The following is a 13,117-nucleotide window of genomic DNA, read 5'->3' on the forward strand; positions in this document are numbered from 1 at the left end:
ATAATCGCGAAGAATCTGAGAGGAGAGAAGTTAAGGACTTTTATTAGCGATAAATTAAAGTGAAAATTTAATTGTATTTGAAAGTTTTATTCGTGTTTAGGAAGAGAGATTTTTTAATCTCTCTTTTTTTATGCTGTTGAGATATAGTAATGATTGATGTTGATGGTTCTATTATTAGCTATGTAGTTGTTATTATGACTTTCTTTTTTGAAAGAAAGCGTGTTGTATACACCCCCTTTTTAGGAAGTCGTGCGTTTTCTATTTGTAGTGAGGATAAAGATGAAAAACTGTTCTTTTTATAAATCTAGCGGAAAAATTGAATGTTTTTTTGAAGAGATCTGATAAAAGAAGATTTTTCTTTAACTAAAGGGACGTTTTTTAGTTTGACAAAATGAAAAATATGGCGTTTGACAAAAATGAATTGTTTGAATTATCTATTTTGATTTATAAGCATTTAACGGGGAATATCACAACGGAAGAACAAATTGAATTAGATAAATGGAGGAATGCTTCCGAACGGAATAAGAATTTGTATGAACAGGTTTGTTCGGAAAAGATGATGCGGGATAAGCTATTGATATACAAGAATTGTGATGTGCAATTGGCATTTGATTCTTTTGTTCGGAGAAGAGAGAGAAACGAGTTACGGCGGCGTTTGGTGGTAAAAATTTCTCGTTATGCGGCAATTATAGCTTTGCCTTTATTTATAGCGTTGTTCTATTTTAACGGGGTAGAAATGGAGGAAGTACTACCTGAACAGACGGAAAATATAATAACAATAAGGAAAAATGTTCCCGTGTTAACGCTTTCTAACGGGCAGCAAATGGTGCTTTATAATCAGGATCTGACGCTAAACGAGGAGAATGGAGTACAGATCACGATGAACACGGAAAAAGGGATGCAATACAATACTTCGGATTCGATAAAAGCGGAAATGGTATATAATACCTTGACTACTCCTTCTCAATGTGATTTCACATTCACGATGGCTGATGGGACGAAGGTGTGGTTGAATGCAAAATCATCATTGCGGTATCCGGTGGCTTTTACGGGGGATGAACGTGTTGTATATGCCGAGGGTGAGATTTACCTGGAAGTGGCTAAAGATCGGGAACATCCGTTTTTCGTAATGTTGAACGGGATGAAAGTAGAGGTGTTGGGTACATCGTTTAATGTTAATTCGTATGCCGATGAGGATTTTGCCGAGGTTACTTTGGTTGAAGGACATGTTGCGACTCATGTGGGTGATCGTAGTTATAGTTTGTTGCCCGGTCGTCAGCTACGGTGGGATAAGGAGGATCAGACCGTGGATATAAAGCCTGTGAACGTGAACGATTATACTGCTTGGAAGAACGGGAAATATGTTTTTAAGGGAAGAAATTTGTTGGAAGTGGCTAAAGTGTTGCAGCGCTGGTACGAGGTGAAAATCGTTTTTGAACGAGAAGAGAGTGCCAAGTTTATTTACACGGGTGTAATTTATAAAGAGGAGAATTTTGATGTTTTCGTGCAACGACTGGAAGAGACGTCTTCTTTGTCGTGTAGGAAAGAGGGTGATAAATTGTATGTGAAATGATTTTTATTTAATGCTTAAATTAAATTGTATGAAGAAAATTCTAGTGTTAGGGTGTTTATTGATGTCTGTTGTCGGACTTTTCGGGCAAAATAAGGCATCGCAAGAGGTGGAAGGTTACGTGATAAACGGGGTTGTCGAAGGTAAGTACAAAGCGGATAAAGTGTATTTATTGGAACAGAAGGAAATTCAAGGGGAAACTACTGTGATTGATAGTGCGAACGTGGTAGATAATCGTTATACGTTTAAAGGAGGAAATGTAAAATATCCAAGAATGTGCTTTATTAAAAGTGCTGTTCCGGAGTGTACGAGTCCTTTGCTTCCCTTCTTTTTGGAGAATGGTACGATTCGAATTCGGGGGAATGCCGATTTTTTTATGAATTCGGAGGCAAGAGGAACGATAAATAATGACATTTTTAGTTTTTATAATTTTTTAAAGAGATATGTAAATGATAGCTTGATGAGAGCGTTTATCATTGACAGCCAGATTCATGGTGTGCAGGATGAAAAAACAGAACTTGAAGAATTGCGAAGAAGATCGGATTTAATGAAGAGAAGGGAAAGGGAGATTGAGACAAACGTGTTTGAACAGTATCCGGATCAGGTTTGCGCTCCTTATATTGTTTATTTGAATATGAAACATGATTTGTCCTTGGACGAGTTAAAAGCTTTGCGTGCAAAGATTGCCCCGAATTTGAACGAGCATCCTTACACGAAACAATGGGATGAATTTATTCGATTAAAGGATTTCAAGGTGGGCAGCATGATGCCAGATTTCAGTTTACCGGATCAGAATGGGAAAATGATACGATTGGCGGATTATAGAGGTAAATATGTCTTGATTGATTTTTGGGCCTCTTGGTGTGGACCTTGTATGAAGGAAATGCCTAACGTGGTGAAGTTGTACAAAGCATGTAAGGGAAAGAATTTTGAAATACTCGGAATTTCGTTGGATAACAAGAAAGACGCCTGGACGGCAGCGATAAAAAAGAACGGGATGAAATGGCCGCAATTATGCGATTTCCTAGCATGGGCTACGGCTCCTGCAAAAGCGTGTGGCGTACAAGCCATACCACAAACGATATTGATTGATCCACAGGGTGAAGTGATCGCTTTGGGGTTGCGTGGTGTGGAATTGGAAAAGAAAATAAAGGAAGTTTTGAATAAGAAATAGTATTAATACAAGTAAAGAGCTGATTTATGAGAAAAATAGTTTTAGCAGGAATATTACTGGCGCTTTCCAGTGCGGCGATCGGGCAGACACAGGAGAAGAAAACGGATGGTTACGTGATTAACGGAGTCATAGAAGGAAATTATAAACCTAACAAGGTATATCTCGTGGAGGAAGAGGAAATTCAGGGGAAATCCAACGTGATAGATAGTGCAGAGGTGGTGAATAACCGGTATACTTTTAAAGGGGGGAGCGTGAAATACCCGAGAATGTATTTTATCAAGAGTGCCGATCCGGATTGTTTGAGCCCGATTACCCCGTTCTTTTTGGAGAATGGGGTAATTAATATCCGGGGGAATGCTGATTTCTTTTTGAATTCGGAAGCTAAAGGGACTCCGAATAATGATATTTACAGGTTCTACAATTTCTTGAATAAATACGTTGAAGACAGTATTAATCATGCTTTCTTGTTAGAGCAAACTATTTACGGGAGGGGAGATTACGATACTGAGAATAAAAATTTTAAAGCGAGAAGTGCTTTGTCAAAACAACGGAATACGAAAGTCGGAATAGATATGGTCGAGCGTTTCCCGGATCAGGTATTTGCACCATTCGTGATTTACTGGTCCATGAAATACCGTTTGTCATTGGACGAGTTAAAGGCTTTGCGTGCAAAGATAGACCCGAATTTGAACGAGCATCCCTACACGAAGCAGTTGGATGAATTTATTCGTATTGCAGCATTCAAAGAAGGAAGCATGATGCCAGACTTTGCGTTGCCTGATCCTAATGGAAAGAAAGTTAGTTTGTCTAGTTTTAGAGGAAAGTATGTGTTGATTGATTTCTGGGCCTCTTGGTGTGGTCCGTGTATGCGGGAGATGCCGAATATTGTGAAATTGTACAAGGAGTGCAAGGGAAAAGATTTTGAAATCTTGGGCGTTTCATTGGATAAGGATAAGGGGGCATGGTTGAATACCGTGAAAGAAAAAAAGATGCGATGGGTTCAGGTGTGTGATTTCGAGATGTGGGGGACGGCTCCGGTAAAGATGTGTAACGTGACGGCTGTCCCTTATACGGTGTTGGTTGATCCTAATGGTAAAGTGATCGCTTTGGGATTAAGAGGCGAGCAGTTAATAGCAAAAATTAAAGAAATTCTAGGTAAAAAGTAAATATGAAATCTATGAAAAGTATATTACTTGTTTTAATTGTTGGTTGTCTTTCTTGTTTGTCTTTACAAGCTCAAAAAAAGTGTCATGTCAGCGCGGAAATTCAAGGGTTTACAGGAGGTGATATGATATACTTCGATTTCATGGAGAAAGATGGGATAAATCAGGAATTCCCCTATAAGGAAAATCAATTGATGGAGTTTGACGTGGAGCTGGATGACATCACGATGATGAAAATTAATGCTTGGGTGATTATTTGTCTGGAACCGGGAGATAATATTCATGCCAAGGTTACTTATGTGGGGAATCGTTATGATGCGGTTGAATACACGGGAACCCCGAGAGCGGTTGTTGTTGCCGATTACTTGCATAAAGTTCGTGCGTTGCGCGCAGAGAGAAAATATAAGACAAATATCCCGGCCATGATGGTGTTGCTGTATGACGCGAAAGAGCATTATACGGCCACGTTGAAAGAGTGGCAGGATGAAATTGCGATGTTGGATGAAATAAAGGGCGAAATTTCTCCTCGTATGTATAATTATTTGCTTTCGGAAATGGAAGCCACGTTATTGACGAATTTGATTTCTTATCCGTATGCTTGCTCGTCTTATCAAAAGAAAAAACTGGAAGATTGTATGGCTGATGGATATTGGGGTGCGTTGGATAATTACCGGCTGCGGGATGATGAGGCCTCGTTGAGAAATCGGCCGTATATGGGTTTCCTGGGGACTTATAAAAATTACGAGTTAGGCAAAAAGGCACATGAGAAAAGCGAAACTTATACTCCTGCCAAAAATATGGAAGATGAATACGGGAGTATCGTTGCTTTCTATGATGGAACTTTACGGGATGCGGCATTGTTTGTTTTCTTGTATAATCAGGTGGCGGGTAATAAAGATTTTGCCACGGTTGAGAAGTTGAAAAAGGATTATTTGAAGAAATATAATAAAAATAAGGAATATAAAAAGATTCTTGCAGATGTGATGAAATAAAAGCAATATAGGGGAGTACTGCTAATACTCCCCTGGTGCTTACATTTTAATTTAAAGCGACTTAAACTAAAAACAGAACAAAGTTATGCAAAAAAAAGAAGTGTATCTACATTCGTGTAGAATTAAATTTACGGTTTTTGCACTTATGTTTTTCTTGTTTGTCGGCAGCGTGCGGGCAGACAATGATGACGATTACAAAAACACGAAGATCACGTTCAGGGTGGAAAAAATGAGACTGGATAAGGTCTTGGATTCTCTGGCTGTGCAGACAAAAGTGCAATTTTTCTACAATCATGCACAGATTGATGTACAGAAATTGATTACAATTGATGTGAAGAATCAGACATTGAGTTACGTGTTGGCCATAATTTTGGGGGACCAACCAGTAGATGTGGAGTACCAGATGAACCGGGTGATTGTTTTTAAATCCCGACCTAAGGTTGATCCGAAAGCACTGGTGCACAAAGTAAGCGGTAAGGTGATAGATGCCACTACGAAAGAATCTCTTCCGGGAGCAAGTATCGTTTTGAAAGAGCGGCCGGCGATGGGTGTTGTCACGGATATCAACGGAAAATTCTTTATCGAGGTACCGGAGGGTATTTCGGCTTTACAAGTGTCTTTTGTCGGTTATGAAAATGAAGAGCTTGCATTAACCGGTAAATTGACTGATATAGAGATCAAGTTGAGTCCGAAAGCCGAAGAGCTTGGCGACGTGGTCGTGACCGGAATGGCTCCCCGGAAGGTGGAAAGTTTCTCGGGAAGTTACGTTTCCGTGAAAGGAGAGGAGTTAAAGAAATTGAACCCGACAAATATTCTGAAAGCTTTACAGATTTTTGACCCGAGTTTCCGGATCGTGGAGAACAATAAAGCGGGATCGAATCCGAACGCTATGCCGGAGTTCCGGTTGAGGGGTGATGTGCAATTGAATCCTTCCGGGGCGAACGATTTACAGATGTTAATGGGGGATTATTCTAACCGCCCGAATATGCCGCTGTTTATACTGGATGGCTTTAAAACCACGTTACAGAGAATCGTGGATCTGGACCCGGAACGGGTAGAATCGGTAACAATCTTGAAAGATGCTTCGGCCACGGCAATTTATGGCTCCGAGGCGGCCAACGGGGTGTTGGTTTTCGAGACCAAGAAACCATTGACAGGGGCAATCAATATATCTTATTCCATGAATATGGGTGTTACGACTCCGGACTTGACCGACTATAATTTGATGAATGCGGAAGAGAAATTGGATTACGAGCTGCGGGCTGGGTTGTTTAGACCGACGGATGCAGATGATATGAATTATTATAACCATTACAAGCAGGAAATTCTGCGTGGCGTGGATACCTATTGGTTGTCAAAACCCTTGCAGACCCCCGTGACACACCGTCACTCGCTTTCAATGGAAGGTGGAGATGAGGCGTTAAGATATTCTTTGGGAGTGAATTACAGTAGTGAGCCCGGGGTGATGAAGGAATCTGATCGTACAAGTATGGGGTTGAGTCTGAATTTGCAGTATCGTCGGAAAAAATGGAATATCGGAAATCAATTGAGTCTTTCAAACACGAAAGGGAATAACTCACCTTATGGGATATTCAGTACGTATACTCGGTTAAATCCTTATTATCGGGTGAAAGATGAAGATGGCAACTACACGAAATTGATTGAACATAAAGGAGTGGGTGCGGGAACTCAACGTGTAATGGTAACGAATCCTCTTTATAATGTTCAATTTCCGTATAAAGATTTGACTGAGAATTTTAGTGTAACAGATAATCTTTCTATTGAATGTGCAATCAAAGAGAATTTGCGTGTAAATGTGGCAGCATCGTTGACTAAAGGGACGGCACGGTCTGAAAAATTCAAATCTATGAATCATACGGATTTTACAGATGAAAAAGATTTGACAAAGAAAGGGTCTTATGATAAAAGTACGGGAGAGACCTTCAGTTGGAGTTTGAATGCATCAATCAATTACAATCTGACGTTGGGCAAGCATTTGATCAGTATGTTCGGACGTTGGAATGTGGATGAGAACAAGAGTAATAATATTAGTTTATCGTCATTGGGATTTCCGAATGATAATATGACTGATTTTTTGTTCGCTTTTGAAATGAAAGAACGGGTAAATGGTTCCGAATCAACATCTCGTGCCGTGGGCGTGATCGGGCAGGTTAGTTATATGTATGATATGCGTTATTCCATGGACTTCAGTATCCGCGGGGATTTATCATCACAGTTCGGTTCGAACACGGGTATGGCACCATTCTGGTCTATCGGAGCTCGTTGGAATATGCACAAGGAGAAATGGCTGGAAAATTCATTCGTGTCTAATCTGGTGTTGAGAGGTTCTTATGGTGTCACCGGGTCGCAAAGTTATGAACCATATCAGGCCACGGAAATGTATTCTTTTAGTGATTTGATGTTCCCTTATCCGGCAACAGATGTTTTGGGTGCACAATTGAAGGGGATCGGTAACCCGGATTTAGGATGGTCTAAGACGAAAAATCGAAGTGTTGCGTTGGAATGGTCATTTTTTCAGAATCGCTTGAATTTTAGCGCTTCTTATTATAATAATTTGACTGAAAATTTGTTATTACAATATACTTTGGCTCCGTCCGTGGGCTTCAATACGATGACCATGAACGTGGGCTCTGTATTGAACGAGGGTATAGATTTGGATGTGAGCGGATTGATTATTAATGATTATGAGCATCAGATTCAATGGACCGTGGGCGTGAATGGGGCTCACAATCGGAACGTGGTAAAGAAGATTTCTAATGTATTGAAAACGATGAACGAGAAGAATAGGGAAGCAAAATTCGACGAACCCCTTCCGATTTACGAGGAAGGAAAATCGTTGAATCAAGTATTTACGGTACGTTCTTTGGGTATTGATCCGGCAACCGGACAAGAAGTTTACCTGAAACGGAACGGGGAGAAGACTTTCGTGTGGGATGCCGTGGATAAAGTCCCCATGGGAGATTCTCAACCGAAGTGGAACGGGTCTATTTCTTCTTCTTTCTTGTATAAGAGTTGGTCTGTTAATTTAGGTTTTACCTATTCTTTAGGGGCGCGTACTTATAATCAAACGTTAGTTGACAAGATTGAAAATTCAAGTGTCGCTTATAATTTAGATCGACGGGCAATAAAAGCACGTTGGTCGAGGGATAACCGGGATGCAAAATATAAATCAATCAAACTCATCGGTAATAGTACTCCGCAAAGTAGTCGTTTCTTGCAGAAAGAGAATAAATTAACATTCTCTTCAATTTCGGTAGGTTATCGTTTCGATCCTAAGCGCTTCAAGTTCTTGCAGGCTTGTCGGGTTGGGAGTTTGTCGTTGAATGCAGCCATGAATGATATTGCTGTGATTTCGACGATAAGACAAGAGAGAGGTCTTGAATATCCGTTTGCCCGGAGTTTTAATTTGTCCTTATCCGTGTTGTTTAATTAAAGTATAAGGAGGAACATACAATGAAAAAAATAGTATTAGCGTGTAGTTGGATCGTTGTGATGGCTGTATCCGCTTGCTCGGATTGGGTGGATGTTAGTCCGAAAACAGATGTGAAAAGTGAGGATTTTTTCACCTCGGAAGATGGGTTTAAAAGTGCCTTGATCGGAATTTATGGCCGAATGACGAATACGTCATTATATGGGGGACATATGACCTTCAATTTTATGGAGAAATTGGTACAACGGTATGATAATAACACAGATTCGAAAGAAGTTCGAGCCAAAATATATGATTATAAAAATCAGAGTGATCCGAAAAATACCTTAGCGGCAATTTGGAGTGCCATGTATCAGGATATAGCCAATATCAATAACTTGTTGGCAAATTTGGAGACAAACGGGGGAAACATCAAGACCAAGGGATATTGGGAGATGATTAAAGGAGAAGCTTTGGGATTGCGGGCTTTCCATTATTTTGACTTGTTAAGAATGTGGGGGCCGATTTATTTGCAGGATTCAACCGCCAAGGCTGTTCCTTTTCGGGATAAATTTAATTCAGATAAAGTGGCACCCATGGCGGCAAATGAGTTGGCTCACCGAATACTGGATGATTTGCATGAGGCTGAGAAGTTATTGGTAAATGATAAAATGGACTACAGTTATGATTTTTCCAATCTTTTTGAGGCACAACGGAATTACCGGATGAATAAATATGCCGTGAAAGCCCTTATGGCTCGTGTTTATTTGTGGATGGGAAATAAAACCATGGCAGCGACTTATGCCCGGGAAGTAATTAATGATTGTGGGTTAAAATTGCTTCGGGATAATCAGAAAGACGTGACTTTACATGATGAAACGCTTTTCGGTTTGTCAATGTATAACATGAGTGAAAAGTTGAAAGATTCATGGAAAAGTGTACTTCCTTTTAATAGAGAACTATGGATCACGGATGAAAATCGATTGACAGTTTTTGAATCTATGACTTGTGGCATTAATGATATCCGCTATAAGAATGGTTTCGGTTTTATTCATGGAGATAATCAAAATATGTGTCGGAAATATTTGGGAGAAGATTCTTTCTATGATGAAAATATCCCGTTGATCCGTCTTTCCGAAATGTATTACATTCTAGCAGAATCGGTTTCTTTGGAAGAGAGCGTGCAATATATCAATAAAGTTCGTAACACGAGAGGTATTTCCCGTACGTATGACGTTAATTACAGTAGTGCTTTTACGGAAGATTACAGGAGAGACGTACTACTGAAAGAATACCAGAAAGACTTCTTTGCAGAAGGTCAATTCTTCTATTTTTTGAAACGACATAATTACGAGACATTTTATCGTTGCCCGGTGGAGAAGATGCTTTATTATGTGTTCCCGATTCCGGACGATGAAGTCGAGTATGGAACCATGACAGGGGAATGATTATCATGTAACTAAAATATAGAATATGATGAATAAATATATTTATATAGGTTTCTTGTTTCTTCTGCTGGGTTGCCAAAAAGAGGGAATAGTAAGTTTTGAACAAGAAAAAGATTGTATTCAATTTCATTATAACGTGGAAAAGAATGAAATGACATACGAATATAATTTTGCGGAACAATTTATCGGGAGTGGGTGGAATGTTGCTTATCTCGGTGATTCAATTTCCAGGGATACGATCTCGCTGTTTCTATCTTTGATGGGACATGCGGCAGATGTTGATCGGGAATTTAAGTTGAAGGGAGTTCCAATTGTTGATTTGGATACCTTACCTTTGGCAATGGTGGAATTTTATCCTTCTTACATTTTTAAGGCCAACCGTTTGATCGATACTATTCAGATTGTTTTGATTCGTCCGGATAAAAGGGGGAGATATGGATTGGGGGTTACATTCGATTTGGAGGATGGAAATTCGATTTTTGATACGGGTGCGGAAGAGTTGAGCGTGTATCGGTTAATGATTTCCGATCGTTACGAAAAACCGGGACAATGGGATATGCGTGCGGATTACACGGGCGAGTTTTCTGAGGAGAAATATGCATTTATGGTGACAGTTCTTCAGGTTCAATTCGACATATATAATGATTGGGGTACGGATAATCAGACTTTGCGTGATGCTTTAGAGACGTTTAATCGTGAAAATCCGGATCATCCAAAAGATTTCACTTTTCCCGTGTGGACAAAACCGACTTGGTGGGATAATAACAATGGAGCCGGGACCTATCTAGGCGAGTTTTCTGAAGAGAAGAAAGAATTTGTAATCAATGTTATTGGTGCGGGTAGTTTTGTCCCATGGGCACCGTGGGTACGGTTGATGCCGCAACTGAAAAAGGCTTATGAGGATTATAACGCAGCTCATCCGGATGAGCCGTTACCATTCCCACCTTTCCCAGAGGTTCCGGAAGAACCGGAAAAAGATAAGTAAAATATAGAAATTGATAAAAATCTAGAACGATGATGAAGAAGATTTATATATTGGGAATTATCGCTTTTATTCTAGCCGGGTGCTATGAAGATAAAGGTAATTATGACTACAAAAAGGTGAACGACCTAGTATCTATAACTTTCACGCCAGAGCCTACTATTGCGGAATACTCGTATAATTACAAGTATAGACAGCCTGCTCTAGATACATTGAAGGTTACTTATTCTCCCGTGATAACTCAGTCTGAAGTTGATGGCGGGAGTAATTTGGAGTACCAGTGGATAACATGGAAAACCGTGAATGATGAAACCGTGTATGATACGGTTTTCTCAAAAGATTTATTGCTAAAATATCCTCCCAAGAAGAGTACGAAATATGAACCTCTATTCCGGGTAATCGATCATTCAACAGGAATCGAGTATTATCAGAAATTTAGTATGAAGACTGAGGTACCTTTTGTAAATAGCTGGTTTGTCCTGCATGGACAACCGGGAGATCGGAAATTAGCCGTGGTAGAAGGTGTAAATGAAGTGAGTGAGGAACCTAATATTATATATGATGTTTATGAAGATGCATGGGGGGTGCGTAGATATCAAGGTGCAACGAGTTTACTTTACACCATGGATGGGAATGATTATTCGGGGATTTGTGAGTTTATTGTAGTTATACAACCGGATAGTTGTTCGTATATGCACGCTTATGATTTGGTTGTTAGGAAAGGATTTGAATCGATGATCCCCAATGTTACTCCCAGGCCTCGTTTGGCTTATGGTTTAAGTAGTGAAATCCCGGGTACCAGTTCTGGTATAATTGTTGATCAGGCCGGACATTTTTATTGGGCCAGAGGATATGGTTGGTATTATAGCGTGAAGACAAATGAAGAAACGAAGGACTATATTGTGGATAAAATATTTTTGGCAAGAAGTTCTTATGTAACTGTATGGGATAAGGTTCATAAGCAGTTTATGTATTATGCGCTGTCGCAAAACCCTTCAATTTGGGATAGACCGATTGAACGACCGGTTGTCAAGGAGGATAATCAGGCGGCACTGACATTATTTGATAAAGGTGTGTTTAAAGAAGATGAGTGGAAAAATCAGGATGTACTCTATATGGGACAAGGGAATAGTGATATGTCAGAGGAAGGAGTGCTTATTGTGGCGAGGGATACGACAAATTATACGGTGTACCAAATTGGATTTAATGGGCAAGGGGGAAATTCTTTTATAGAAGTGGTCAAGACCCCAGCTTTGAAGATGAAGTTAGAGGAAAATTCACAATTTGCGACTTCCGTGGCCTTTAAAGATCAAATTTTCTATACTCGGAATAGTGCTGTTTATTTATATAATCTGGTGAGTGGAGAGGAGATCTATTTATATGATGCCGGAGGACCGATTACGAAATTGCAATTTAGAATGGCTAGGGAGTATGATGAAGGGTATGGTACGGTTGATGCAAATAAGAGATTGGCTGTTGTGGTGAACAATCCGGATGGAACAGGAGAATTGCATGATGTTTTTCTGGATGCAGCAGGTGATATTGAAAGGACGATGATTCATACAGGATTCGGGCCGATTCAGGATATTATTTTCTCGGCACCGGGAGTTAGACATTTATAAACGAAATACAGATGAATAGTTTGAAAGTAATAATGTTTGTTTTTTCCCTTTTCCTCGTGGGCTCGGCCTTCGGGGAAGGGAAAAAATTTAAGATCGGTGGAGAGGCTTTCGAGTTGACAGAAGGAAAAATGTTGGTTATCGTTAACCGGGTGGATCGGGTGGATACTTTGGCTAGTGGTCCGATCACGGGGGGAAAATTCGTGTTGGAAGGTGAAATCGAAGAGCCTTGTGTCGCTTTACTTAAAGTGGCTGAATATGATGGCGGATTTGTTTTCCTTTTGGAATCGGATGTGCCTTACGAAATGCGGTTATGGAAAAACAAGCGGGAGGAGATCAAGGGGGGAAAGCTACAAGGAGAGTTGAATACTTACATGGCCATCGTGGACAAAACGAATAAAGAAATGGAGAAAATGAAAGCAGAGATCAAGAAAGCTTCTGCCGAGAAACATTTCAGAACAGCCAGCGAGTTACAAGGTAAATTGGAGAAAGCTCGGGATAAAGCTCAAAAGGAGTTGGATGCATTAGTCGAGAAGAATAAGGATAACATTTTTGCCGCTTATATCCAGACGTTGGGAATGGGGAGGATGGATTTACCTGCTTTGAAAAATTGTTATCAACGGCTTTCCGAAAAAGCTCGTCAGTTGGAACCGGGAAAACAGGTGGCTGCTCGCATTGCTGCTTTGGAACAAGTGGGCGTTGATGCCGTGGCCCCGAATTTCACCTTGAGTACTCCCGA

General features: G+C 40.2%; 9 protein-coding genes. All 9 read left to right on the forward strand.

What is annotated here, in order from left to right:
- The first annotated feature begins 400 nt into the window (after positions 1-400).
- Positions 401-1,573, forward strand: coding sequence for a FecR family protein (locus DWW52_RS20615; RefSeq protein WP_158582684.1), 1,173 nt, complete (start codon positions 401-403; stop codon positions 1,571-1,573).
- Positions 1,574-1,601: 28 nt separating this feature from the next.
- Positions 1,602-2,744 carry a TlpA disulfide reductase family protein gene (locus DWW52_RS20620; protein ID WP_233557004.1) on the forward strand — a complete coding sequence of 381 codons (1,143 nt, stop codon included), beginning with the start codon at positions 1,602-1,604 and terminating at the stop codon, positions 2,742-2,744.
- Positions 2,745-2,770: 26 nt separating this feature from the next.
- Entirely contained in the window at positions 2,771-3,910 is a 1,140-nt protein-coding gene (locus tag DWW52_RS20625) for a TlpA disulfide reductase family protein (RefSeq protein WP_118717818.1), read from the forward strand.
- A gap of 11 nt (positions 3,911-3,921) precedes the next feature.
- Positions 3,922-4,899: a hypothetical protein gene (locus tag DWW52_RS20630; RefSeq protein WP_148315421.1), complete on the forward strand. Its 978-nt coding sequence runs from the start codon at positions 3,922-3,924 to the stop codon at positions 4,897-4,899.
- An 85-nt stretch (positions 4,900-4,984) separates the two neighbouring features.
- Positions 4,985-8,353, forward strand: a complete 3,369-nt coding sequence (locus tag DWW52_RS20635; protein ID WP_199692029.1) for a SusC/RagA family TonB-linked outer membrane protein — start codon at positions 4,985-4,987, stop codon at positions 8,351-8,353.
- Between the two features lie 20 nt (positions 8,354-8,373).
- On the forward strand, positions 8,374-9,777 hold the full coding sequence (locus DWW52_RS20640; RefSeq protein WP_199692030.1) for a RagB/SusD family nutrient uptake outer membrane protein: 1,404 nt from the start codon (positions 8,374-8,376) through the stop codon (positions 9,775-9,777).
- Positions 9,778-9,802: 25 nt separating this feature from the next.
- The gene (locus tag DWW52_RS20645) at positions 9,803-10,762 is read left to right on the forward strand and encodes a DUF4843 domain-containing protein (protein ID WP_118717822.1); all 960 of its coding nucleotides are present in this window, start codon (positions 9,803-9,805) and stop codon (positions 10,760-10,762) included.
- A gap of 29 nt (positions 10,763-10,791) precedes the next feature.
- Positions 10,792-12,381, forward strand: coding sequence for a PKD-like family lipoprotein (locus DWW52_RS20650; RefSeq protein ID WP_118717824.1), 1,590 nt, complete (start codon positions 10,792-10,794; stop codon positions 12,379-12,381).
- Positions 12,382-12,392: 11 nt separating this feature from the next.
- A partial coding sequence (locus tag DWW52_RS20655; RefSeq protein ID WP_118717826.1) for a DUF4369 domain-containing protein occupies positions 12,393-13,117 on the forward strand: 725 nt, incomplete at its 3' end.

This window comes from Odoribacter sp. AF15-53 (assembly GCF_003479425.1).
Lineage (GTDB): Bacteria > Bacteroidota > Bacteroidia > Bacteroidales > Marinifilaceae > Butyricimonas.

Excerpts from the sequence above, each read along its gene's own strand:
- DWW52_RS20625 (WP_118717818.1), top strand. The coding sequence starts at position 2,771 with ATGAGAAAAATAGTTTTAGCAGGAATATTACTGGCGCTTTCCAGTGCG.
- DWW52_RS20615 (WP_158582684.1), top strand. The coding sequence starts at position 401 with ATGGCGTTTGACAAAAATGAATTGTTTGAATTATCTATTTTGATTTAT.
- DWW52_RS20630 (WP_148315421.1), top strand. The coding sequence starts at position 3,922 with ATGAAAAGTATATTACTTGTTTTAATTGTTGGTTGTCTTTCTTGTTTG.
- DWW52_RS20620 (WP_233557004.1), top strand. The coding sequence starts at position 1,602 with ATGAAGAAAATTCTAGTGTTAGGGTGTTTATTGATGTCTGTTGTCGGA.
- DWW52_RS20650 (WP_118717824.1), top strand. The coding sequence starts at position 10,792 with ATGATGAAGAAGATTTATATATTGGGAATTATCGCTTTTATTCTAGCC.
- DWW52_RS20635 (WP_199692029.1), top strand. The coding sequence starts at position 4,985 with ATGCAAAAAAAAGAAGTGTATCTACATTCGTGTAGAATTAAATTTACG.
- DWW52_RS20640 (WP_199692030.1), top strand. The coding sequence starts at position 8,374 with ATGAAAAAAATAGTATTAGCGTGTAGTTGGATCGTTGTGATGGCTGTA.
- DWW52_RS20645 (WP_118717822.1), top strand. The coding sequence starts at position 9,803 with ATGATGAATAAATATATTTATATAGGTTTCTTGTTTCTTCTGCTGGGT.